The organism is Paenarthrobacter nicotinovorans, from assembly GCF_021919345.1.
GTDB classification, from domain to species: domain Bacteria; phylum Actinomycetota; class Actinomycetes; order Actinomycetales; family Micrococcaceae; genus Arthrobacter; species Arthrobacter nicotinovorans.
This window is the reverse complement of record NZ_CP089293.1, coordinates 295127-317278: the sequence shown is the minus strand read 5'-3', so window position 1 is coordinate 317278 and position 22152 is coordinate 295127. Positions and strand designations below refer to the sequence as shown.

Here is a 22152-nt window from a genome sequence, read left to right as displayed (position 1 = left end):
GTTACCGGATGATCGGAAGACCCGCCGTCGGGAAAACGCTGGGGAAGATCGACGGCGGCGGGACGGGAACGTCCTCCAGCGGCACCTGGACGGTGGCGGCACCAACAGTGACGTCGTAGTCCCGCACTTTCACCTGCAACGGCTCCTCGCTGTAGTCGGGGCCAGGCACGAGGGTCAACGCAATGGACCCTTGTTCCAGCTCGACGGCCAGCAGTCGGCCCTGCACCTTGAGCCGGAAGGACAAGCCGTCCCATTCAACAGGCAGCCGGGGATCGAAGCGCAGCACCTCGCCCTGGTCCCGCATTCCCGCGAAACCACAGACCAAGGAGCTCCAGATGCCGCCGGTGGAGGCAATGTGGACGCCGTCAATGGTGTTGCCGTGCGAGTTGTCGAGGTCGATGAACAAGGCCTCGGTGAAGTGCTGCAACGCGACGTCCCCGTAACCGACCTCGGCCGCCATGATGCCCTGCACGCACGCGGACAGGGTGGAGTCGCCGGTCGTGATGGGATCGTAGAAGTCGAAAGCGCGCTGCTTCTCTTCAGCGGTGAAGTCCTGCCACTGGAGGAACATGGCCAGCACCGTGTCAGCCTGCTTGAGGACCTGGTGGCGGTAAATCACCAGCGGGTGGAAGTTCAGGAGCAACGGGTACTTGGACTTGGGCGTATTCCAGTCCCAGGGTTCCAGGGTCATGAAGTCGTTGTCCTGGCTGAAGACCTGGAGGTGGGGGTCGTACGGGAGGGACATCCGTTCAGCGGCCTGCCTCCACACCATGCGCTCGGTTTCGGCGATGCCCTCGTGTTCCAGCGCGGCCGCTGCCCGGAGGTTAAAGCGTGCCATGACGTTGGTGTACAGGTTGTCGTTCACCACAGCCGTGTACTCGTCCGGCCCGGTGACGCCGTGGATGTGGAACATTCCGTCCTTGCCGAAGAATCCCAGCGAGGCCCACATGCGGGCCGTCTCGATCAGCAGGTCGGCACCCAGCTCTGCGCTGAACGTGTCATCGCCGCTGGCCCACTGGTAGCGGTTGGCAGCGAACGCAATGGCGGCGGCGATGTGGAACTGGGCAGTTCCCGCCGCATAGTAGGCACTCGCTTCCAGGCCGTTGATGGTGCGCCACGGGAACAACGCACCGTCCACGCTGAGTTCCTTGGCCCGTACCCTCGCATCCGGCAGCATCGCGTGGCGTGATTCGAGCACTTTCCTGGCGCCGCAGGGGTTGGTGTAGGTCAGGTAAGGCAGGAGGTAGATCTCCTGGTCCCAGAAGTAGTGGCCCTCGTAGCCGGAGCCGCTGACCCCCTTCGCGGGAATGCCGGCCACACCGGCACGGGCAGTGGCTTGCGCGAGTTGGAACAGACCCCAGCGCACTGCCTGCTGCATCTCGGCCTGGCCGCCGATCGATACATCAGCAGTGGTCCAGTACTCGTCGTAATGCGCTTTGCTCTGGGCCAGGATCTCGGAGAACGGCACCAGGTTGGCCTCCGCCTCAGCGGCCAGGCTCTCGCCACGGTCCTCGGCATCCCCGGCTGACCCGGCCACGACGTAACTGACCGTCTTCTCCAAACGGAAAGTGTCGCCGTCGTGGATTGCCAGAACGTAACGGACGGAGGACTCGTCCTCCGCCACCAGCGTTTCGAACGGCTGGCCTTCGGCCGAAATCCAGTGGTCGACGGCCATCGCCACGCGCTGGCGCGACTCCGACGTTTCCCAGGCAAGGCGGAGCGAACCATCGGCGCCTTGGAGGTGAAGTGGCAGCAGTACCCGCCCGGCGTGCCGCCCCGAACGCCGGGGGTCATGGACCGAGTGGTCCTCCACAGGCTGGTCCTGGCGGTTCACGACGCCGGAGGTGATGTCCGCGGACACGTCACGGTCCGCTGACAACGACAGTTCAAGGCCAAGGCATCCGCGGGAATCGAAGCCGACCGCGCGGCGCTCCACTGTGGTGACGGTCGCGCCGGACCGGCAGGACCACACGATGCGTTCCTCGTAAACGCCTGTGGAGAAGTCCACACTGCGGTGATAGTCCAACACCGTGGACTCGGCAAGGCTCAGGGCTTCGCCATCAATGGAAACCGTGAAGTTGTTGGCATCCGGTACGTACACGATCCGTTGGCCCGTCCGTGCGAATCCATAGGCGTTTTCGGCATGCTTGATGTCCCAGATCTCATGGAAACCGTTGATGAACGTGCCGGGAAGCTCGCTGTCTCCCGCCGTGGAATGGGATCCACGGATGCCGAGGTGGCCGTTGCCGAGCGCGAACAGCGTTTCCAACGTTCCCTCGTCACCGGGTACGTGGATGTTTTCCACAAGCTTCCAGGGCTCGCAGGGGAAACGCAGCCGATCGGAGCTGATGAGTGCCATGGGCTGTTGAAGTCCTTCGAAAAAGTAGGGTCAGAGAAGTTCGTTGAGGTCGTCGACCACCAGCGTGGCGCCGGCATCGAGCAAGGTCTGGCGGCCCGCACCGCGGTCCACGCCGATCACGGCGTAGAAGGGAGCTCCCGCGCCGGCCTGCACCCCGGACACGGCGTCTTCCACGACGATGCATTCCTCCACGGGTACGCCCAGCAGGCCTGCTCCATACACGTAGGTGGCCGGGTCCGGCTTGCCGGGAAGTCCGACGGCGGCGGCCACCTGGCCGTCGACGACTACCTCGAAGTTGTGGTCGAGTCCCGCTGCCTTCAGCACGGCAGGAGCGTTCCTTGACGAGGAGACGACTGCGATCTTGAGTCCCCGTTCCAAGGCCGCATTGATGAATTTGACGGAACCTTCGTAGGGCTCCACTCCCCGGGTGTCCACGATTTCGTTGAAGATGGCGTTCTTGCGGTTGCCGAGCCCCTGGACGGTCTGGTTCGTGGGTGAGTCGGCCGTTGGGCCTTCCGGGAGCGTGATGCCCCGGGAGGTCAGGAAGTCCCGGACGCCGTCAAAGCGCGGCTTGCCATCGATGTGGTCGAAGTAGTCGCTCTCCTGGTAGCCCTCCTGGTGCCCGATCCGGGCCAGGTAACCGTCGAACAGTTCCTGCCATGCCTGCTCGTGCACCACGGCAGTGGGCGTCAGCACGCCGTCGAGATCGAACAGGAGCGCCGAGGCGCCGGTCCAGGCATTACGAAGGTCAGTCATGTGCATAGTTCCGTTCAGCGCTTGTGGCGCGTGGTTTTGCGTTCGATGAGCTTGGTATCGAGCAAGTGGTTGGAGGGTTGGTGGGGGGATTCGTTATTCAGGAGTCGTTCGCACAGCAGGTTCGCAGCGAAGGCGCCCTGGTCAGCTACCGGCTGCGCCACGGTGCTGAGACCCAGGAACCAGCTCATCGGGTGGTCATCTATTCCGATCACGGACACGTTTTTCGGCACGGACAAGCCGTATTCCCGGAGCGCGGTCAATGCACCGAACGCGGCCTCGTCACAGTGGGCGAACACTGCCGTGGGCTTCGCGCCGCGGGTGATGAGCTCAGTCATGGCCCGCCGCCCGTCGTCGATACCTGGCCCTGAAGCCACCACAAGGTCCGGGTGGACGGTGAGGTGGTGTTCATCCAGCGCACGCCGGAAGCCACGGAACCGAGGTGTCTCAGTCACAACGGAGTGTTCATTGCTCGAGAGAACGGCCAAGTTCCAATGGCCCAGCCCCAGCAGGTGTTGGGTTGCCTGCCAGGCAGCGTGTTCGTCATCGATACCTACATTGTCCCACGGAACATTTCGCATGCCCACGCTGGTCACTGCCAGTCCGCAGGCTTCCAACGCTTCCAGTTCTCCGGGGTCGAGGTCAATGTTGAGCAACAGCAGTCCGTCGACCCTCTGCGCGAGGTTTTCAAGGTCCGCGAAGAACTGCTTCCGGACAGTGGCCTTGTTGCGGAGGCTGATCAGGACCGTGTCGTAGCCACTGTCACCCAGAACCTCCTCTGCAGCTTCCACGGCCTGGGAGAAGAACCACGATGTGGCGGTGGGGGCGACGATCGCCACCGCCCCTGTGTTTCCGCCGGCCAGCCTGGATGCGGCGGCCGAGGCTTTGTAGCCGAGCTTGCTGGCAGCTTCAGCCACCCGCGACTGGGCCTTTTCGGAAACGTTGGGGAGCTTCCTGAGTGCCCGCGATACCGTGCAAATCGACAACCCGGAAAGGACGGCTACGTCCTGGATTGTCACCCTGTGAGTCCTAACCATGCAACACGGCCTCAACCCTTTCCATGCTCGCCTGACGCCTTGGCGTATGTCCCGGACCGGGTCACCAGCCAAAAGTGTAAGCGCTTACAATTTTGTCATTCAATAGAGTGCGGTTGAATGCGAAATTGTGACGCGAATCTCACCAACAGGTTTGATTCCGGGGTGGGAATGCCTTCTAATCCAGCCCTAGCCCAGCACGTAGTACTTCAGGAAAGCACTGACATCCACCAATTCGACAGGGTCTATCCGGTGCCCCATCCCGGGATAGGTACGTGCCGTCAACGCCGTGTTGGCGTTCAACCACTCCTCCGTGTGGGCGATCGCGTCCTCGTTGATCACGGGGTCCGCATTGTCCCTTCCCCAAAAGAACGGCGGCGGGGTGTCGAATGATTCACTCAGGGCAAGCAGGTCGTTGTCCAGGACAAATCCGGACAAGCCGACGGTGGCTTTGAACGACCCGGGCCGCAACCGCAGAAGCGTGCTGGCCATGGCCATGCCCTGTGAGTAGCCGAGCAAACTGACGCTGCTGTGGTTGTCTTTCACGGAGTTGATCCAGTCGAACACCGCATTTGTGGAGGCAATCACATCCGCGAAGTCGTTGGTCAGGAAGTAGTCCAGCAGGAACCACCCGTAATCGTCGCCGATAACCTTGGGCCCCCGCAACGCGGCACAGGTGAAGTCCGTGGGCAGTTGGTCAAAAAGGTTGACCATGCGCTGCTCGCTGGTGCCGTAACCATGCAGCATCACCAGCAAAGGAGTGCCCTTGCGCTGGTTTTCGGGCTTTGACCAGACCACTGATTCCATGGGCATGAGCCTAGTAGACTGACGCCATGACACCGCAGGAACTGGCCAATCTGGCCCATCTGCGGCGCGCCCGCGACTTCATAGACCGCGAGTACGCGCGTCCTTTGGACGTGCCCACCATGGCAGCCGGCGCCCTCATGTCACCGGCGCACTTCTCCCGCCAGTTCAAGGCCGCATACGGCGAATCGCCCTACAACTACCTGATGACCCGGCGGATAGAACGGGCCATGGCCCTCCTTCGTGCCGGGACCAGCGTTACGGATGCCTGCATGGAAGTCGGCTGTACCTCCCTGGGCTCCTTCAGCAGCCGCTTCACTGAAATCGTAGGGATCACGCCCAGCGAGTACCGCTCCCGGGAGCACCACGCCGTGAAAGCCATGCCGAACTGCATCGCCAAACAGCACACTCGCCCCGACAGGAAGGGCAACACCAACCTGAGCAGGATTGAAGAAGCGCAGGCTCCCAAGCTGCAATAGCGTGTGGTTCATGAACATTTCATTGAAGTACGCACACGTCACTGTCAACGATGTCGATGAGTCGCTCGCCTTCTACCGCGACGCGCTCGGCCTGGAGGTCCGCAACGACGTCGGCTCCGATGGCCAGCGCTGGGTGACCTTGGGCAGCGACGCCCAGCCCGACCTCGAACTGGTCCTCTCCCCGCCGCACGCCGGCCGCTCCCAGGCTGACGGCGACGCCATCCAGGAACTCCTCACCAAGGGCGTCATGCCGATGCTCGTCTTCAGCACGGACGACCTCGACGCCACCTTCGAGAAACTCCGGGCGTCCGGCGCAGAGGTCCTCCAGGAACCGATCGACCAGCCGTGGGGACCGCGCGACTGCGCCTTCCGCGACCCCTCCGGCAACATGATCCGCATCAACCAGGGCTGACCGTCCGGGCACTTCATCGGAGGCTACGGCCCGCACAAGGCGCGACGACGGCGGCTCCTCGGCCCGCCGTCGTCGGGCCTTCGACTGCTAGTGGCTGAGCAGCCCGGCGTCCGAAAGTTCCCCGTACTCGTGCGTGGAGGCGATGGCTGCGGTCACGACGTCGGACAGCCGCCGCCGGCGCGCGTACGCCTGGCGCTGCAGCCGCTCGCCTGAACCGCGGCGGAGGATGCCGGCCACCCCGGCCCGCGCCAGCGACAGGTCTCCGGCCTTGCCCAGGGCAGGCTTGATGTGGCGCAGCAAGGCGCCGGCAACTTCCGGAGCAGCAACCGGGCTCTGGTCCTGCGGGTGAAGCAGCTCGCGGTTGATGCCAAAGCGGCTCGCCTTCCAGTTGGCCATGCGGATGACCTGGGTCAAAGCACTCGACGGCGGATCGCCCGACCGCCATTCAGCGGCCGAAGTTTCCACGAGAGCGCGCGCGATCACCGCCAGGGTGAGCGCGTCTTCTGCGTAGAGGCAAACATCCGCGATCCGGAGTTCGACAGTTGGATGGCCCCTGGAAAGGCGGGCGTCGAAGTAGATCATGCCCTCGTCCATGGGAACTCCGGTGCCCAGCAGCGCCCCCAGGACTGCGCGGTATGCATCGGCCGAACCAAATACGTCCATGGGCCCGGCAGTAGGCCACCGGTTCCAGATCTGTGTTCGATAGCTCGCGAAGCCGGTGTCGGCCCCCATCCAGAAGGGAGAGTTGGCGCTGAGGGCAAGCAGCACGGGGAGCCAGTGCCGCATGCGGTCCAGGACCCCAACGCCTTCCTCAGGCGACTCGATGGATACGTGGACATGAAAACCGCATGTGAGTTGCTCACGCGAAATCAGGCCGAATTCCGTGCCCATGGCAGCGTAGCGCTGATTGCCCAAGGTGGGCGTCGCATGGAATACCGGCGGGGTAGCCAGCGCGGCCACCCGCGCACCCACGGCTCTGGCCGCCTTGTCGGACAAGGCCCGGCCGGCACGGATTTCAGCCCTGAGCTCAGCAGCCGTCCGGCAAGGGCGGGAGTTAACTTCGATCTGCTCCTGCTTGAATTCGGACTTCAGGGAAGCGGCGTCACCGTCAACATCCCCGCCGTGGGCAGCCGCCACGTCCAGAATGTCTGTGGCGAGGGCCAATGGCATGCCGTCCGAAGGATCGGCAATCAGAAGTTCCTCCTCGACACCAAACGTGCGCACAGACCCACCCCTCCCGCTATGGATTATTCAGAGACGGTGGTTACCCAACGTGGCGCGGAACCTCCATTTGGAAACCACAACGGCAATGCAGGACCTGGGTCTGCAAGTAGACCTCAAGGAGATTGGGGCTTTCAGGATCTTCAGTGCTCCGGGGGGCCTCAATCACGCGTTCAGTGGGACGTCCCAGCGTCATGGGGTCGCCGCAATGTGTGCAGCTGAACCACAGTCCTGCTGCTGCAGTGGAAAGGAATTCCTGTTGGATCTCCGGCACCAGCGTTGCCAGGCGGACGGGGTGGGCGTAGAAGGTATCGCATTCGCTGCAGGTGTAGCTGACGTCGACCACTTCCGTCTGGTGTGGTTCGGCTTCCACCACGGTCTCAACAAAAATGTAGGAATCGGTGCCGCAGACAGTGCACCATGGCCGCACTCCGGCCTGGGCAGGTTCGGGCCCTTGTGAAGGTTTCGGGACAGGAAGGGAACCAAGCGTCATTGCCATTCTCCTTTTACAACTCCAAGGAGCCGCATGCATTGACGCTGCGAGCCGGCCGATAATGGCCACGGCTGAAAGTGCAGTTCTTGGACCATCCGGGATGGCACCACGTCATGAGGCTCCAAGGGCTATCTGCTTAACCCACCTAAAATGTAGTTCACCAGTGGCTTGCGTCACAAGTCATCGGCTGGCCGCGGACCCTCGGGGCGATGTCCCTCAGGGTTCGAAATGAGCCACGGGTGACTCTTTCGCAACGCTCTTGATCAGCGACTCGGCGACGTCACGCAGCTTCTGGTTCCGGGCGCTTGAGGCCTTTTTGAGGATCTGGAAGGCGTCGTCCTGGCTGCACCTGTTCTGCCCCATGATGATGCCGCACGCGAGGTCGATCACGGTGCGGGACTGCATCGCATCCTGGAGGTCATCGGCGTGCTGCTGCTTTACTCCGATCCGGACTGCCAGGCGCAATGAGCGTTCGGCCTGGCTGGCATAGAGCTCACAGTCCCGGATGGTGGCCGCGTCAAAAGCGTCGATCCGCGGAGCGAAGAAGTTAAGGGCCGCGGTTGCACCTTCGTCCAGCTCCAAAGGGACACAGAGTGCCGAAAGATGGCCACGGTCCGCGATGACCTTGCAGTAGTCGGGCCAGCGCCCCTCGGTGGAGGTGTCGGGCACATGCACGGTGGCATGGCTACGCATTGCTTCCAGGCATGGGCCGTCCCCGTACGCCTGCTGTACTTCGTCAATCAATCTGGCTTCCGGGGTGCTTCCGGCCACCGTGGCCGTCCGCCTCCGCCTGCTCAATGTGATGCCACAATGCACGTTCACACCCACCGCATTGGACACTGCCGCTGCGGAAAACACAGCAAGCTCTCCGAGGAATCCACCGACGTCTTCGCTATCGATAACGAGGTCCTGAAGCTGCTCGGGCACCGAAACTTCGTCGGGCGCCGAGGCGGCATCAGGCAGCGCCAATTCAACGTTCATTTCGTCCATGCCTTAGTTTACGATCGCCGGGTCACTGCCTGTCACCCCTTTGGGGAATGACAACAGAATCCTTGCATATGCCGTGCACCTATGTGCACAATCTAGCTACAGTCCCGCATTTTCAGGACCAGGCTTTACAGCTCATGCAGACGGGCGACCCGCATTTTTTGATGCCGAGGTAAACACCCATGCCGGCCCAGCCAGCGTCCAGAGTCCCGGACGAAGCCCACCAACCGCCCGATGAGCGTCTTTGGTGTACCCGGTGCAATACGGACAAGCACCTCCTGGTGAATTCGATCCAGTCCCACTATCCGCCCGCGCCCAACTTGGTGGACGTGGCGTACGAGTGCCATGTCTGCAGGTATTCCTACCAGCAGATCGCGTCTGTCCAGAGGGTTGCCGCGGTACTCAACCGACCCGGTATTTCCCAGGGGGTACTTCAGTTCGGCGGTCAGTATCTTCACTGCGGCGAACCCATGAAGACCAGCAGCTGCGAGCTCCGGAGGATTCAAACTCCCCTCGTCCTGAAACCGGGTGGGCAGCTGCGGATGTACGAGGTTCTCATCAACACGAGGATTCTTGGATGCCACTGCGGCTTCCGGATGGAAATTCCGGACTGAACGTGACGGGCGCAGCCATGAGGAGCAGCACCAATTCTGAAGCCACAGGAAGGGACAGCATGCACGCAGAATCACAGAAAAGAGAGTCTTCCACTGCCACCCGGGGCCTTGGCCAGCATAACCAGCATGGTCAACCCGGCAAGCACAAGCTGCCGGATCCACCTGACCCGGACAACCTGCCCATCGACTACATGGGGTCCGGATGGGATTCCAGCCGGTACCCTTCCAGCACGCCGCAAAGCCTCCGCCCGACGCATTCGTCCCGGAGAAGGAGCGCTTGATGATGAGCGGTTTCCCCACGGATCCCTCACACCCCGATCCAACCCGGGAACCCGGGCCTACGCCTGAGCCTGTACCGTTGCCGGAACCGGGCCCGCCGCCAGTCCCGGAACCCACCCCGGGACCGGCAGTCCCACCGCCCCCGGGACCAGGGAACCCCCCTTCGCTTTAGGGCTGTTCCGCACCCAACAAGACCGGATCCCGGCATATCCCCCAGTCAGGATCCGATAGAAGGGCATGTCGCGCTACAGGGAGCGCGACATGCCCTTTCGTCGTCTCCGGAGCCCTCACGGTACGCGCCCGGACCACCTCGGACGCAGCAGTGATCTTTGTTTATGTTGGTTTCTATTGACTTACCAACATAAACAAAGATAGAGTCAAGCAATTCCACATCGTTGTGACAGCAGTCACGGAAGTGGCCGCAACGAACTTGGCTTTACCGCAATGGAGGGTAAGTGTTCGCAGAAGAACGCCAGCAACTGATCTCCGCACTCGTCGCAGAGCGCGGACGCGTGAGCGTCACGGACCTCGCAGACCGTTTCAGCATCACCACCGAAACCATCCGCCGCGACCTCGCGGCCCTTGAAGTTTCCGGAAATCTCCGCCGCGTCCACGGCGGCGCAGTCCCCTCCGACCGCCTGAGCACCCGCGAGGAGAGCATCCTGGAGCGGGCAGTGCAGCGCCAGGCCGAAAAACTCCGTATCGCGAACGCCGCTCTTGCACTGATCCCGGAACCCACCACCGGCAGCATCCTGCTCGACGCCGGTTCCACCACTGAAACCCTGGCGGACCTGCTGGCCCAGCGGACTCCGTCCACCAATGGGAACGACGAGCTCGTGGTCATCACCCACGCGATTCCGATTGCCGGCAAGCTCTCCTCCACGCAGGGCGTCGCACTCCAGATCCTCGGCGGCCGTGTCCGCGGACTCACGCAGGCCGCCGTCGGGCAGTCCACCGTTGAGGCCGCTTACAGGCTTCGTCCGGACATCGCCTTCGTGGGCGCCAACGGGATCCACGCCGTCTTCGGGCTCAGCACGCCGGATCCCGAGGAAGCCGCGGTGAAAGCCGCTTTCGTCCAGTCCGCCCGCCGCGTTGTAGCCCTGGCCGACTCGTCCAAGCTGGATGCCGAAACACTGGTCCAGTTCGCCACCCTGAAGGATGTTGACACCTTGATTACTGACCAGCAGCCCTCGGCTGAACTTGCGGCGGCTTTGGCCGACGCCGGCGTCGACGTGGTGATCGCATGATCGTCACGCTCACCGCCAACCCCAGCCTGGACCGCACGGTGGAACTCCCGGGCGCCCTGGCCCGCGGCGAAGTTCAGCGCGCGGTGGCCGTCCACCAGGAATCCGGCGGAAAGGGCGTCAACGTTTCCCGGGCGCTCGTGGCCTCCGGCCTCGAAACGTTGGCAGTCCTTCCCGGCGCGGATTCAGACCCCGTCCTGTCCGGACTGCACGACGGCGGCGTGCCCTTTGCGGCGCTGCCCATCGGTCAGGCGCTGCGCAGCAACGTCACGCTCACCGAACCGGATGGGGTCACCACCAAGATCAACGAACCCGGCCCGGAGCTGAGTGGCGAACAGCAGGAAGCCCTGATCGGGCTGCTGCTGGAGCGCTCCCGTGGCGCCAGCTGGGTGGTTCTCGCAGGCTCGCTCCCACCAGGGGTGCCCGCGGATTTCTACGCCACAATCGCGCGTCGGCTCCGGTCGAACGCTGATGGAACGGCCGCCCCCGGCATCGCCATCGACTCCTCCGGAGCTCCGCTTGCGGCGGCCCTGGTGGGCGATGCCGCAGGAAAGCCCGACCTCCTCAAGCCGAACGCGGAAGAGCTTGCCGAGCTCGCCGCCGCCGCCGGTTTCACCAACGTCTACACAGCTGACGAACTGGAAGCGGACCCGGCCAAAGCCGCCCAAGCCGCTGCCGCCGTCGTCGCCAGCGGTGTAGGCGCCGTTCTCGCAACACTCGGGTCCAAGGGCGCAGTCCTGGTGACCGCAGACGGAGCGTGGTTCGCCACGCATCCGCCGATCAAGGCAGTCAGCACGGTGGGCGCAGGGGATTCTTCCCTTGCCGGCTACCTGCTGGCCGCAACCCAGGGCGGTTCCGCGCAGGACTGCCTCCGTCAAGCCGTGGCACATGGTGCCGCAGCTGCTTCGCTGCCGGGCTCCACTGTCCCGGCAGTCCACCAGACAACCCCCGACGCCGTATCCATCACGGCCCTCCAGAAGGAATCACAGTGACCCAGCTGATCACCCCACAATTGGTCACCCTCGACCAAAACCTGGGCGACTCCCCCGCCGACGTCATCCGCGTCCTGGCAGGCAAAGTTGCCGCCTCCGGCCGAGCTTCCGAGGTTGAGGGGCTCTTCGCCGACGCCTTCGCCCGCGAGCAGAAGACGGCGACCGGCGTCCCCGGCGGCATCGCCATCCCGCACTGCCGCTCGGCCGCCGTCACGGAGCCTGCCCTTGCCATGGCCCGCCTCTCCCACAAGGTGGACTTCGGTGCCAAGGACGGCCCGGCTGACCTCATCTTCTTTATCGCAGCCCCGGACGGCGCCGACCAGGAACACCTGAAGCTGCTCTCCAAGCTGGCACGTTCACTGATCAAGAAGGACTTCACCGCAGCACTGCGCGCGGCGGCCTCTCCCGAAGAGATCGTGGAACTGGTTGACGGCGCCTTGGCAGACAAGCCGGCTGCTGCACCAGCCGCTGCGGCTGCTCCCGCAGAAAACACGACGACGACTGCCGCACCCAAGCGCATCGTCGCAGTGACCGCCTGCCCAACCGGCATCGCACACACGTACATGGCGGCTGATTCGCTGGTTGCCGCTGCAAAGGAAATGGGCGTTGACCTGCAGGTCGAGACCCAGGGCTCCTCCGGCGCCAAGCCGCTGGATCCGGCAGTGATTGCTGCGGCCGACGCCGTGATCTTCGCCGTCGACGTCGACGTCCGCGGCAAGGAGCGCTTCGCCGGCAAGCCGGTCATCAACGCTCCGGTCAAGCGTGGCATCGATGAGCCCACCAAGATGGTCGAGGAAGCCCTGGCTGCCGCCGTCGACCCCCACGCACGCCGTGTTCCGCACTTCGGTGCCGAAGAGCAGGCTGAGCGTGCCGAGGAGGAAAAGGGCGAGCACATCGGCCAGAAGCTGAAGCGCGCACTCCTCACCGGCGTCAGCTACATGATTCCGTTCGTTGCGGGTGGCGGCCTCTTGATCGCCCTTGGCTTCCTCATGGGCGGTTATCTCATCACCAACTTCGCCGACAAGATCGTTGTTGAAAACAGCATCTTCAACCTTCCCACCGATTTCCCCGAGAACGCCTGGGGTCCGCTGGGTGCCTACATCGGCGCAGTCCTGTTCAAGATCGGCGCCCTGTCCCTCGGGTTCCTGGTTCCCGCACTGGCCGGTTACATTGCCTACGCCATCGCTGACCGCCCGGGTATCGCCCCCGGCTTTGTAGCCGGTGCTGTGTCCGGCTTCATGGGCGCCGGCTTCCTGGGAGGCATCGTTGGTGGTCTCCTGGCCGGCTACGTGGCCTACCAGATCGGCAAGCTGGACGTCCCGCGCTGGCTTCGCGGCCTGATGCCCGTGGTGATCATCCCTCTGCTCGCGTCCCTGGTGGCGTCCGGTTTGATGTTCCTGATCCTCGGCCGTCCGATCGTGGATCTGACCAACGCCCTCAATGCCGGACTTTCCAGCCTCACGGGAGCCGGAGCTGTGGTCCTCGGCATCATCCTGGGCCTCATGATGTGCTTCGACCTCGGTGGTCCCGTCAACAAGGTTGCGTACGCATTTGCCGTTGCGGGCCTCGGTGCTGCGAGTGTCAGCAACCAGGCTCCCTGGCAGATCATGGCAGCCGTCATGGCTGCAGGTATGGTTCCGCCGCTGGCCATGGCCCTCGCCACCGTCCTGGACAAGAAACTGTTCTCCTTGGCAGAGCGTGAAAATGGCAAGGCAGCCTGGCTCCTCGGGGCATCCTTCATCTCCGAAGGCGCCATCCCGTTCGCAGCTGCTGATCCACTCCGTGTGATCCCCGCCAGCATGGTGGGCGGCGCCGTCACCGGTGCCCTGTCGATGGCCTTCGGTGTCACCTCCAAGGCTCCACACGGCGGTTTGTTCGTCTTCTTCGCCATCGACAACTTCCTGCTGTTCTTCCTTTCGATCGCCGTCGGCGTGGTCATCACTGCGCTGCTGGTCATCGCCCTCAAGCGTTGGGCCGTGAAGAAGCCGGTAGAGGCAGAAACCACCCCGGCAACCGTCAGCGTCTAGACTTCCCACAAAGCCACCCACCACCACAAAGGAGCACCAATGCCTGAACGTACAGCCACCATCGCTAGCCGCGTCGGCCTCCACGCCCGCCCGGCAGCCATCTTCGCCGAGGCTGCGGGAGACCTGGATATCGATGTCACCATCGCCCGCCCGGGAGAGCCAGCCGACGACGCCATGGACGCCGCCAGCATCCTTTCCCTGATGAGCCTGGGCGCTGCCCACGGTGACGTGGTGGTGCTGCGTGCCGAAGGTGAAGGTGCGGACGCAGCACTGGACAGCCTGGTGAAGATCCTCGAAACGGACCACGACGCCGAGTAGGGACACCCAAACCCCTCAGCGACACGCAAAGAGCCTGGTGCCACCCGGATATGGGTGGCGCCAGGCTCTTTGCATGTCCGAGGTACTTTTGCGTGTCCGGGGTGCTCTGCTTGCCTAAGGTGCTAGGGACCCGCCAGCTCGTCGAGATGGCGCGAGAGCACCCGGAGCATCGGACCCGCCTCCGGGAGTTCACCGCTCCACAATCCGTGCATCGCGATCCCATCAAGGAGCGCACGCAAGCGCTGGGCTTCATAGCCGGGGTCGCGCCCCGGGTTGAACTGTCCCGCTTCGGCCAGGAGCTGGAGGGCAACGTGACACACGCGGTCCACTCCCTCGCTGAGCCTGATCGCGGCAGGACGTAGTGCACTATCCGTCAGTGAGAGGACACCAAGCTGGACCTGCGCCACGAGTTCCAGCCGCCGTTCCTTGTCGAGAGGAAGCAACTGCAGGAGCAAGCCATCAACCAACGCCCGGCCAGTGAGCTCAAGGGCGGCGATTCGGGCGGTGACCCGGTCCTCAATGAGTTGCAGGCAGAACTCCCGCAGGGCATGTTGCGTGGCAAACGCACGCCGTAGCGAAGCGGCTGCGATGCCCGCTTCCGCTGCCACCCCGCGCACTGAAAGGCCCGAAAGGCCATCACGTTCGAGGACCCGCAGGGAAGCTTCCGCAATTGCTGCACTGCGTGCCTCTGTATCGATTCTCCGGGGCATGGAATCAGCGCGACGGCGTAGCAGCGGGCAAGGCGCGGGCAGCCTTCTTCGGCCAGATCGTGTAGCTCAAAGCCCAGAGGAAGTCGATGGCGAAGATGATGCCCAGGATGCGGAAGAAGTCCGAGAGCGCTGCGGTTCTTTCGGCGTCGTTGACGAGGAAGATAATCGCGCCAAGGGTCGCCGCTGCGATGGCAACCGCCAACCCGGTAAGGAGCACATCCCGCCAGCATTTGATGGTGTAGCGGGTTCCAGTGAGACGTTCCGGCGCAGGTCCGCCCGCGAACCGGTGCTGGAAGTGCGCATCGGCCCAAGCCACCATGCGCTTGCCGTACGCGACAGAGACACCGATGTAGACCGCGGCGAGTCCGTGGTGCCATGAGGCTGTACCGCCGCCCAGCAAATCGACGGCGACCAAGGCAAGCAGGATGGCATCAATAACCGGAGCAAGGATCAGGAGGGCTCCGCCCAGGCGGGGACGACGCAGCAGATACCGTGCTGCGAGCCCGGCAAGGATCGCCACCCAGAACGCAACTTCACACACCACGATTGCCAACAGAATCATTTACGGCCCCCAGACGCCACGTCCATCAATTTTTATTAGTACGAGTGTACTCATAAAAACGACAGGCCTTCTCGAGAGGCACGGTTTAACTCGATGTTTCGCCGTTCAAGTAGGCGGCAACCGACGCTTCCGTTGGCTTGACGTCTTTAAGCTCCTCCGAGAGGTAGCCCTCGATAATCCGCGGATCCACATAGGAGGAACGCGCCACAGAGGGCGTGTTGCCCAAGAGTTCGGACGCCTCTTTGATGGCCCGCACAATGGCTTGCCTGGGGGTTCCCTTATGCCCGGACTTGATGAGGCAGAGGGCGGCAGCCGCAGTGCCTTTCCAGGTCCGGAAATCCTTGGAGGTGTACGCCTCCCCTGAGATGCCCCTGAGGTATTCATTGATCATGGACGCATCCACCGACACCCAGGTGCCGTTGGCCTGGTAAGCAAGCAGCCGTTCCTTGCCGGGACGGTCCGCCAGCGGCTCCAAAAAGGCCGCCAAAGCGGGATCGTGGATGGAGGTATCCCAGAGCTGGCCGCTCTTGCCGGGGAACTTAAGGAAGACGTCAGGGCCCTCCACCCGCGCGTGGCGGCATCGGAGGGTGGTGAGTCCGTAGGAACCGTTCTGTTTCATGTAGACCTCGGAACCTACGCGCAGCGCGCCAAGGTCCATGAACCGTACAGCTGCTGCGAGCGTCTGCTGCCGGGGATCCGCGGCGTCCTGGAGATGGACCGTCACGTTGCGGCGGACCGTTGGCAGCACCAGGCCAAGTTTGGCTGCACGGATGAACTTCTCGGTGTCCTTACGTTCCCGCCACCCAGGGTGATAGATGTACTGGCTCCGTCCGGCAGCATCCACTCCCGTGGCCAGGATGTGGCCATGCTCGTAGGGACTGATCCACACATCGGTCCATGCAGGCGGGATCGCCAGCGCGTTGATGCGCTGGCGATCCTCCTTGCTGACCAGACTGCCGTCAGGGTGGCGGTAGCTGAACCCCGTACCAACCTTCCGGCGGACGATGCCGGGCTTGGAAAGGTCGCTTCTCTTCAGCCGCGGCATGGTCGGCGGGTCTCTCTGTCTTCAGCCGGTCCGGTTGATGCTCAGGCTTCGTCCGGATCGGTAACGGCAGCGCCGGCGTTCATGATCTCTGCGTTGATCATCCAGACCAGTTGCTCAAGGCGGGCGATAAACGCGTGCAGCAGGTCCGCCGTCGTGGGATCTTCCTCGTCCACCTCGTCATGGACGTCGCGCATGGTCTGGACAGCGCGTTCCACGCGGTCGGTAACCAGCTTGACGGCGTTCTTGGTGTTGACCAGGCCTGCCGGGAATTCCTCCAGGCGGGTGCCCTTGGCGATGGTCGCGCTGCGGCCGTCCGGCAGGGCATGGAGGGCACGCATGCGCTCGGCGGTGTCGTCAGCGAACTGGCGGGTGGCCAGGACGAGTTCGTCCAGCTGGAGGTGAAGATCGCGGAAGTTCGGTCCCACGATGTTCCAGTGTGCCTGCTTTCCCTGGAGCTGCAGCTCGATGAGGTCTGTCAGGACGATTTGAAGGTTGTCTGCAAGCTGCTGTGACGCTTTCATGTGTTCCTCTCATGGACTTTCATGTGAGCCAAAAACGCGCCGCAAGATTTCTGCGACGACTGCCCAATCATCAGGTGACGACTGCAATAAGCCTTTCATAAGGGCGCTTAGTAGTACAATGAGGAGTGTTACTGTTCACAGCTGGCGAACTTCATCACCCGATGAAACGCCGGCTGACAGGGGCAAAGGCACTTCGAGGCGGCGGAACGCCTCCAAGTACCGGCAAAACTAAATCGAAGTAAAACCGGAATGCATAGTTGGGAATCGGCGATTATTCAATGATTTCCCCGGAAAGGAATGTGCTGACCATGAATACGCTTCTGATCATTGCTGGTGTAGTAGCAATTGTTCTTCTTCTTGTGGGCGGCTTCTCGCAGGCCCTGAACTGGTTGCTGTGGGTAGGCGTTGTCCTTCTCGTCATCGCGGCCATCGGGTGGCTGCTGAGCTTCATGTCGGGACGCCGGGGCCATACGGTATAACCACCACCGAGGACTTCCGACAGGTCAACGAGGGCTGTACCTGCGCCCATCATTTGCACGCAGGGACGGCCCTCAGGCGCCCTTACCCTCCCTCAGGCTCCTGCCCTGTAGCCTCTGACGGCGGCGCAGCATCCGGATCCTTGGGCGTGGGGAACTCGTCACCCGGCACTTCGGGAACTCCTTCAGCCGGCCGCTCCGGCGTTTCGCGCCCGTCGCCGCTGCCGGGCATCTCCTGTTCGGGAGTCGGCGTACCGTAGCCGCCGGGCTCGCTGTCCGGGTCCACGCGGTGCTCGTCCTGACTCATTTTCTTCCTCCTTGGAAATCCGTTGAGGCCCCGATAAGAGTTCGAGGAATGCTGACAGTCCGACCGTAGTCCGGCACATCCCCGGCGTCCACCACACAGCTGCGGAGGCATGCGAATGGCAGAACAGGAACAAGTTCCCAGAATCGGCAGGAACGAGTCCACGGAAGAACGCATGGACCGCAACTGGATGGAACTCATCCAGGAGCTGCGGGTATTGCAAACGGGCGTCCAGATCCTGGGTGGCTTCCTGTTGACACTGCCGTTCCAGTCACGATTCGGGGAACTGGACGACTGGCAGCGCGGCCTTTACCTGTTCAACGTGATGGTGGCTGCCCTCACTACAGTGCTCATCGTCATTCCGGTCAGCGTTCATCGGCGACTCTTCCGCCGCGGGCTCAAGGCCACACTCGTCTCCAGCGCCGACATTGTCACCAAATGGGCCTTGGGAGGCGTCGCACTACTGATCGTAGGGTCCGCCACGCTGGTCTTCGATTTCACAGCTGGAAGGACCGCAGGCATTGTGGCCGGCGGCTTCATTGTCCTGACGTTGCTGTTGCTGGTGGTCGGCATGCCCCTGTGGCTCTACCGCCGGGGAATGAGCAGCAACGGACACAACAAGGAGGAGTGAGTCGCCCTGGAAGCTGCCACGAACTCCGAAGTATCACATGACCACAAACTCAGGGAAAGGAACCTGAACATGCCGGAAAAGAAGAACCCAAGCATCAAAGACCCTGAACTCTACGAGGAACTGCGCGACGACGGAGCCTCCAAGGAAAAAGCAGCCCGGATCTCCAACGCAGCGGCAGCCCGGGGACGCAAGGACGTGGGCCGTAAGGGAGGCAAATCAGGGGACTATGACGATTGGACCGTCGACAAACTGAAAGCCCGCGCCAAAGAACTCGGCCTGAAGGGTTACTCGGACAAGAAGAAGTCCGAACTCATTTCAATGCTGCGGAACCACTGACCCCGGAACCACTAACTCGTCCCCCGCCCCGGCCATGGCAACGTCAGAGCCGGGGCTCCGGCCTTAGTTTCCTGAGCCAGGTCTCCGTCTGGGCGATATGTGCGGCCGTCGCTGTCGCCGCCATGGTGGGATCACGCCGGGCGATCGCAGCCACGATCGCACTATGGCCTGCAGTGCTGTCCCTGCGCACGGCCGCGCCGTCCTCGCCGTCGAAAATGTGGAAATGCCCGCCTCGGGAGCGGAAAAGCCTGACCAGCGCATTCAGCGTCGAGTTGCCGCCCGCACGGCAAATTTCCTCATGGAACTCTGAATCCAGCTCGGAGTATTCGCCGGGGTCGACCGTGGCCTCCATGCTCTCCACAAGCGCGGTCAACTTCGCCAGGACTTCAGGAGTGGCATTGGCAGCCGCCGCCGCAGCGGCATGGGATTCCATGAGACGGCGGATCTCGAAGAGTTCCAGCAGACCGTCCAACGGCAACAGGTCCACCAGCAGGGCAAAGTTCTGAAGGATCACCGTGGGCTCCAGGGACGAGACATACGTTCCAGAGCCATGCCTGGATTCCATGACGCCCAGTGCCGACATCGCCCTCACTGCCTCCCTGAGGGAACTCCGCGATACGCCCAGCTGCGCCGCCAACTCCGCTTCCGGAGGACATTTCTGACCAGCCGCGAGTTCACCCGAGGCAATTTTGTTCCTCAGGCCCTGCATCGCCGTTTCGACAGCACCCAATACGTCGCCTCCTCCAGATTCCGGTATCACGCTACCGCACCGGGGCGTCCGGGCAGCTGAGTGAGGGCATTGTCATGCCTTCTGTTCAAGACATCGTATCTTTAGACCCAAACATGGGCTGATGAGGCAGGAATCTCATCGGAAAACGACAGAGTCATCTTATGACTATTTTGGATTGTCCGTTGTCTTGGTCAAAGCTGTGATGTAACTTACAGAGCGTTGACCCATTCCTCCGACGAAGGACGCCGTGTTCCCAGCACCCCTCACAGTCCCCCGCCCGATGTTGACCCCAGAGGGCCAGCCCGCAATGGCCGACTGGAGCCTTACACCGTCCAAGGTCCACCTCAACCACGGTTCATATGGGTCCGTTCCCCGCGCTGCCCAGGCACATCAGTTGAAGCTCAAGGAGCTTATGGACCAGAACCCCTGTCCGTGGTTCATGGGCCAATTCGAGCTGGTAGCCACGGCGCGACGGGAGATTGCAGAGTTCCTCAGGGTCGATCCGCAACACGTGGCGCTGGTCCACAACGCCAGCGCGGGCGTCAGTGCCGTCTACAACTCACTGGACTTCGCTCCCGGCGCCGAAATCGTGACCACCAACCACGCCTACGGAGCGGTGCTGCAGGGCGCAGAGCGGGTCGCTCGCAGGTGCGGCGGCCAGGTCCGGATCGCAGAGATACCCCTCGAGGCGGATGCGGAGGCAGTTTGCGCCCTGGTCATGGCGGAAGTAACGCCCAGGACAGCTCTGATCGTGGTGGACCACATCACCTCCGCAACTGCCCGGGCCTTCCCCGTTGAGGGAATCGCCCGCGCGGCTTCCCGCCTGGGTGTACCTGTGCTGGTGGACGCCGCCCACGCTCCGGGAGTTCTGGAGTTCCCGGTCCCCGATTTTGAGGGCTTTTGGGTTGGTAACCTGCACAAATTCGCTTGTGCGCCACGAGGCACCGCAGCGTTGGTGGCGCGCGGACCAGAAGCACAGGCACTGGAACCGTTGATCGATTCGTGGGGGTTCCCGTACAGCTTCCCGGAGAACTTCGACCACGTGGGAACCCAGGACGTGACCTCGTGGATGGCGGCCCGGACCGCCTTCGACACCATAGAGGAGCGATACGGCTGGGCAGCTTTCCGCAGCTACGCCAAGGAGTTGTGCGACTATGGCCAATCACTGATCAGCGAGGCATTTGCCAGTGCCACAGGGCAGAACCCGGCAGTGGACGTCGGCATGCCGGTGGGACCCCTGCGCCTGATCCGCCTGCCGGAGGGGCTCGCCACTACCCACGAGGATTCCCACGCGGTCCGCGGCTACATCTCAGACCACCTGGACATCGAAACTGCCATCACCACGTTCAACGGACAAGGTTTCCTGCGGCTTTCGGCCCATTTGTACAACTCCCCCAAGGACTACGAGATATTCGCGGAAAAGGCAGTCCCGGAACTCGTCCGGCTTGCCCGTTCCCTCTAGACCCCACCCGCACCCGCTCAGCCGGTGCAAATCACTTAACCAATCAACGGAGGACCCACGTGAAATCCAGAATTATGGCGTCTGCGGCAGCAGGCCTGGCGGCAGTTCTTGCACTTGCCGGGTGTGGAGGCGGCCAGTCAGCGGCCGATGGCAAGGTCACCTTGAAGATGGTGGAAAGCCTGACGAACCCCACCCGCACGGAAACCCTGAAGAAGCTCATTTCCGGTTTCGAACAGGCCAACCCCGACATCAAGGTGGAGCTCATTTCGCCTCCCACCGATCAGGCGGACCAGAAAATCCAGCAGATGCTCCAGTCCGGCAAAGGCATCGATGTGGTGGAGGCCCGTGACATCACCGTGGGTTCCTTCGGCGCCAACAACTGGCTCTACGACATGACCAAGGACCTCGATGGCTGGGACGGCTGGAACAACCTGACAGACAACGCGGTCACGTACTCGAAGCAAAACGGCAAGACCTACTACATCCCGTACGGTTTCTACGGCCTTTCCCTTTTCTACCGTTCGGACCTGGTCAAGGAGGCCGGATTCGACGGCCCTCCGAACAGTTGGGAAGAGATGGCGAAGCAGGCCGAGGCACTCAACAAACCGGCCGAAAACAAGTTCGGTTACGCCTTCCGTGGCGGCACCAATGCCAACTCCAACGCCGTCGCCATCATCGAGGCATACGTGGCAGACGAGATCGACCGGGAAAACGCCTTCAAGCTGACGAACGGCAAGACGATCTTCTCCTCCCCCAAGGCCCAGCAAGCCATGGATCTGTACATTGACCTGTTCAAGAAGGGTTCCCCGCCGTCGTCGGTAGCCTGGGGCTACCCCGAAATGGTGCAGGGCTTCAGCAACGGCTCCACGGCTTTCCTGCTCCAGGACCCCGAAGTCATTGCCACCGTCAAAGAGTCACAGTCCATCAAGCAGGACCAATGGAACGTCGCACCCTTGCTGGTAGGACCAGGCGGCAAGGCAATCCAGCCCGTGGCTTCGGCGGGTTGGGGCATCGCTGAGTCATCCAAGTCCAAGCCCGAGGCAGTCAAGCTCATCAAGTACCTGGCACAGGGAGATGCTGCCACTACGTTCAGCAAGGACAACAGCCTGGTGCCCACACTGAAGTCCGCAGCGCAGGACACCTTCTACAGCACCGGACCATGGGCTGCCTACGTCAAGATGACTGAGAACCCTGATACGTACGTCTCGGCGATCCAGCCCCGCAGCGTCTCCTGGTGGACTGAATGGATCAAGAAGTCCGACGGTGAACTTCAACGGGTCCTCACGGGCCAGATGTCCACGTCTGACCTGCTGTCCAGTTGGGACAGTTACTGGACCGAAAAGATGAAGGGATAGCTTC

General features: G+C 62.7%; 25 protein-coding genes. 12 read left to right on the top strand and 13 right to left on the bottom strand.

The genetic code is table 11. The features are described 5' to 3' along the window. Position 1: 1 nt before the first annotated feature. The 4 genes from JMY29_RS01575 to JMY29_RS01560 form a co-directional block, all read right to left on the bottom strand. Entirely contained in the window at positions 2-2359 is a 2358-nt protein-coding gene (locus JMY29_RS01575) for a glycoside hydrolase family 65 protein (RefSeq protein ID WP_189076412.1), read from the bottom strand. Positions 2360-2389: 30 nt separating this feature from the next. After that, positions 2390-3121, bottom strand: coding sequence for an HAD family hydrolase (locus tag JMY29_RS01570; RefSeq protein ID WP_189076411.1), 732 nt, complete (start codon positions 3119-3121; stop codon positions 2390-2392). 8 nt (positions 3122-3129) lie between these two features. Beyond that, positions 3130-4131, bottom strand: a complete 1002-nt coding sequence (locus JMY29_RS01565) for a LacI family DNA-binding transcriptional regulator (protein ID WP_229778651.1) — start codon at positions 4129-4131, stop codon at positions 3130-3132. Between the two features lie 204 nt (positions 4132-4335). Beyond that, positions 4336-4953, bottom strand: coding sequence for an alpha/beta hydrolase (locus JMY29_RS01560; RefSeq protein WP_189076409.1), 618 nt, complete (start codon positions 4951-4953; stop codon positions 4336-4338). Between the two features lie 26 nt (positions 4954-4979). Here JMY29_RS01560 and JMY29_RS01555 point away from each other — a divergent pair, with 26 nt between their 5' ends. Together JMY29_RS01555 and JMY29_RS01550 are read left to right on the top strand one after the other, a co-directional pair. Further along, positions 4980-5429 carry a helix-turn-helix transcriptional regulator gene (locus JMY29_RS01555; protein ID WP_018778925.1) on the top strand — a complete coding sequence of 150 codons (450 nt, stop codon included), beginning with the start codon at positions 4980-4982 and terminating at the stop codon, positions 5427-5429. A gap of 10 nt (positions 5430-5439) precedes the next feature. Beyond that, the gene (locus JMY29_RS01550) at positions 5440-5841 is read left to right on the top strand and encodes a VOC family protein (RefSeq protein ID WP_026267320.1); all 402 of its coding nucleotides are present in this window, start codon (positions 5440-5442) and stop codon (positions 5839-5841) included. A gap of 87 nt (positions 5842-5928) precedes the next feature. Here the strand turns inward: JMY29_RS01550 and JMY29_RS01545 are convergent, their stop codons facing one another. The 3 genes from JMY29_RS01545 to JMY29_RS01535 form a co-directional block, all read right to left on the bottom strand. Then, positions 5929-7065 carry a glutamate--cysteine ligase gene (locus tag JMY29_RS01545; protein WP_189076408.1) on the bottom strand — a complete coding sequence of 379 codons (1137 nt, stop codon included), beginning with the start codon at positions 7063-7065 and terminating at the stop codon, positions 5929-5931. 40 nt (positions 7066-7105) lie between these two features. Continuing rightward, positions 7106-7555, bottom strand: a complete 450-nt coding sequence (locus tag JMY29_RS01540; protein ID WP_018778928.1) for a hypothetical protein — start codon at positions 7553-7555, stop codon at positions 7106-7108. Positions 7556-7771: 216 nt separating this feature from the next. Further along, positions 7772-8536, bottom strand: coding sequence for a GAF and ANTAR domain-containing protein (locus JMY29_RS01535; protein WP_370584097.1), 765 nt, complete (start codon positions 8534-8536; stop codon positions 7772-7774). A 287-nt stretch (positions 8537-8823) separates the two neighbouring features. On the opposite strand from JMY29_RS01535, the gene JMY29_RS01530 reads away from it, so the two are divergent. From JMY29_RS01530 to JMY29_RS01510, 5 genes are all read left to right on the top strand, one after another. Then, positions 8824-9156 (top strand): hypothetical protein, encoded by a 333-nt coding sequence (locus tag JMY29_RS01530; protein ID WP_229778650.1) that lies wholly within the window; start codon positions 8824-8826, stop codon positions 9154-9156. A 734-nt stretch (positions 9157-9890) separates the two neighbouring features. After that, complete coding sequence (locus JMY29_RS01525) at positions 9891-10682, top strand: DeoR/GlpR family DNA-binding transcription regulator (protein ID WP_018778931.1); 792 nt, start codon at positions 9891-9893, stop codon at positions 10680-10682. Then, positions 10679-11671: a 1-phosphofructokinase family hexose kinase gene (locus tag JMY29_RS01520; RefSeq protein WP_039239324.1), complete on the top strand. Its 993-nt coding sequence runs from the start codon at positions 10679-10681 to the stop codon at positions 11669-11671. Before JMY29_RS01525 ends, JMY29_RS01520 begins: the two co-directional genes overlap by 4 nt. Then, entirely contained in the window at positions 11668-13698 is a 2031-nt protein-coding gene (locus tag JMY29_RS01515) for a PTS fructose transporter subunit IIABC (RefSeq protein ID WP_039239323.1), read from the top strand. Before JMY29_RS01520 ends, JMY29_RS01515 begins: the two co-directional genes overlap by 4 nt. 39 nt (positions 13699-13737) lie before the next feature. Beyond that, positions 13738-14016 (top strand): HPr family phosphocarrier protein, encoded by a 279-nt coding sequence (locus JMY29_RS01510; RefSeq protein WP_018778934.1) that lies wholly within the window; start codon positions 13738-13740, stop codon positions 14014-14016. Positions 14017-14138: 122 nt separating this feature from the next. On the opposite strand, the gene JMY29_RS01505 is transcribed toward JMY29_RS01510, so the two are convergent. The 4 genes from JMY29_RS01505 to JMY29_RS01490 form a co-directional block, all read right to left on the bottom strand. Continuing rightward, the gene (locus JMY29_RS01505) at positions 14139-14726 is read right to left on the bottom strand and encodes a TetR/AcrR family transcriptional regulator (protein WP_189076407.1); all 588 of its coding nucleotides are present in this window, start codon (positions 14724-14726) and stop codon (positions 14139-14141) included. Between the two features lie 4 nt (positions 14727-14730). Further along, the gene (locus tag JMY29_RS01500) at positions 14731-15288 is read right to left on the bottom strand and encodes a hypothetical protein (protein WP_018778936.1); all 558 of its coding nucleotides are present in this window, start codon (positions 15286-15288) and stop codon (positions 14731-14733) included. An 85-nt stretch (positions 15289-15373) separates the two neighbouring features. Continuing rightward, positions 15374-16333, bottom strand: a complete 960-nt coding sequence (locus JMY29_RS01495; RefSeq protein ID WP_189076406.1) for a DNA topoisomerase IB — start codon at positions 16331-16333, stop codon at positions 15374-15376. Between the two features lie 41 nt (positions 16334-16374). Then, the gene (locus JMY29_RS01490; protein WP_014920468.1) at positions 16375-16854 is read right to left on the bottom strand and encodes a Dps family protein; all 480 of its coding nucleotides are present in this window, start codon (positions 16852-16854) and stop codon (positions 16375-16377) included. Between the two features lie 308 nt (positions 16855-17162). Between JMY29_RS01490 and JMY29_RS01485 the strand changes: the two genes are divergently transcribed. Next, positions 17163-17333: a hypothetical protein gene (locus JMY29_RS01485; RefSeq protein WP_018778938.1), complete on the top strand. Its 171-nt coding sequence runs from the start codon at positions 17163-17165 to the stop codon at positions 17331-17333. Between the two features lie 82 nt (positions 17334-17415). Here JMY29_RS01485 and JMY29_RS01480 read toward each other — a convergent pair whose 3' ends face one another. Further along, complete coding sequence (locus tag JMY29_RS01480; protein WP_018778939.1) at positions 17416-17637, bottom strand: hypothetical protein; 222 nt, start codon at positions 17635-17637, stop codon at positions 17416-17418. 115 nt (positions 17638-17752) lie between these two features. On the opposite strand from JMY29_RS01480, the gene JMY29_RS01475 reads away from it, so the two are divergent. Both JMY29_RS01475 and JMY29_RS01470 read left to right on the top strand, forming a co-directional pair. Next, positions 17753-18265 carry a DUF6328 family protein gene (locus tag JMY29_RS01475; RefSeq protein WP_018778940.1) on the top strand — a complete coding sequence of 171 codons (513 nt, stop codon included), beginning with the start codon at positions 17753-17755 and terminating at the stop codon, positions 18263-18265. 69 nt (positions 18266-18334) lie between these two features. Then, positions 18335-18601: a DUF7218 family protein gene (locus tag JMY29_RS01470; RefSeq protein ID WP_055977300.1), complete on the top strand. Its 267-nt coding sequence runs from the start codon at positions 18335-18337 to the stop codon at positions 18599-18601. Positions 18602-18644: 43 nt separating this feature from the next. On the opposite strand, the gene JMY29_RS01465 is transcribed toward JMY29_RS01470, so the two are convergent. After that, positions 18645-19331, bottom strand: coding sequence for a FadR/GntR family transcriptional regulator (locus JMY29_RS01465; protein ID WP_018778942.1), 687 nt, complete (start codon positions 19329-19331; stop codon positions 18645-18647). A gap of 280 nt (positions 19332-19611) precedes the next feature. On the opposite strand from JMY29_RS01465, the gene JMY29_RS01460 reads away from it, so the two are divergent. Then, on the top strand, positions 19612-20793 hold the full coding sequence (locus JMY29_RS01460) for an aminotransferase class V-fold PLP-dependent enzyme (protein ID WP_052247094.1): 1182 nt from the start codon (positions 19612-19614) through the stop codon (positions 20791-20793). A 59-nt stretch (positions 20794-20852) separates the two neighbouring features. Beyond that, entirely contained in the window at positions 20853-22148 is a 1296-nt protein-coding gene (locus tag JMY29_RS01455; protein WP_026267322.1) for an ABC transporter substrate-binding protein, read from the top strand. Positions 22149-22152: the final 4 nt, after the last annotated feature.

Excerpts from the sequence above, each read along its gene's own strand:
- JMY29_RS01505 (WP_189076407.1), bottom strand. The coding sequence starts at position 14,726 with ATGCCCCGGAGAATCGATACAGAGGCACGCAGTGCAGCAATTGCGGAA.
- JMY29_RS01490 (WP_014920468.1), bottom strand. The coding sequence starts at position 16,854 with ATGAAAGCGTCACAGCAGCTTGCAGACAACCTTCAAATCGTCCTGACA.
- JMY29_RS01550 (WP_026267320.1), top strand. The coding sequence starts at position 5,440 with ATGAACATTTCATTGAAGTACGCACACGTCACTGTCAACGATGTCGAT.
- JMY29_RS01460 (WP_052247094.1), top strand. The coding sequence starts at position 19,612 with ATGTTGACCCCAGAGGGCCAGCCCGCAATGGCCGACTGGAGCCTTACA.
- JMY29_RS01480 (WP_018778939.1), bottom strand. The coding sequence starts at position 17,637 with ATGAGTCAGGACGAGCACCGCGTGGACCCGGACAGCGAGCCCGGCGGC.
- JMY29_RS01475 (WP_018778940.1), top strand. The coding sequence starts at position 17,753 with ATGGCAGAACAGGAACAAGTTCCCAGAATCGGCAGGAACGAGTCCACG.
- JMY29_RS01495 (WP_189076406.1), bottom strand. The coding sequence starts at position 16,333 with ATGCCGCGGCTGAAGAGAAGCGACCTTTCCAAGCCCGGCATCGTCCGC.
- JMY29_RS01535 (WP_370584097.1), bottom strand. The coding sequence starts at position 8,536 with ATGAACGTTGAATTGGCGCTGCCTGATGCCGCCTCGGCGCCCGACGAA.
- JMY29_RS01540 (WP_018778928.1), bottom strand. The coding sequence starts at position 7,555 with ATGACGCTTGGTTCCCTTCCTGTCCCGAAACCTTCACAAGGGCCCGAA.
- JMY29_RS01570 (WP_189076411.1), bottom strand. The coding sequence starts at position 3,121 with ATGCACATGACTGACCTTCGTAATGCCTGGACCGGCGCCTCGGCGCTC.
- JMY29_RS01485 (WP_018778938.1), top strand. The coding sequence starts at position 17,163 with ATGAATACGCTTCTGATCATTGCTGGTGTAGTAGCAATTGTTCTTCTT.
- JMY29_RS01560 (WP_189076409.1), bottom strand. The coding sequence starts at position 4,953 with ATGGAATCAGTGGTCTGGTCAAAGCCCGAAAACCAGCGCAAGGGCACT.
- JMY29_RS01555 (WP_018778925.1), top strand. The coding sequence starts at position 4,980 with ATGACACCGCAGGAACTGGCCAATCTGGCCCATCTGCGGCGCGCCCGC.
- JMY29_RS01500 (WP_018778936.1), bottom strand. The coding sequence starts at position 15,288 with ATGATTCTGTTGGCAATCGTGGTGTGTGAAGTTGCGTTCTGGGTGGCG.
- JMY29_RS01470 (WP_055977300.1), top strand. The coding sequence starts at position 18,335 with ATGCCGGAAAAGAAGAACCCAAGCATCAAAGACCCTGAACTCTACGAG.
- JMY29_RS01575 (WP_189076412.1), bottom strand. The coding sequence starts at position 2,359 with ATGGCACTCATCAGCTCCGATCGGCTGCGTTTCCCCTGCGAGCCCTGG.
- JMY29_RS01520 (WP_039239324.1), top strand. The coding sequence starts at position 10,679 with ATGATCGTCACGCTCACCGCCAACCCCAGCCTGGACCGCACGGTGGAA.
- JMY29_RS01510 (WP_018778934.1), top strand. The coding sequence starts at position 13,738 with ATGCCTGAACGTACAGCCACCATCGCTAGCCGCGTCGGCCTCCACGCC.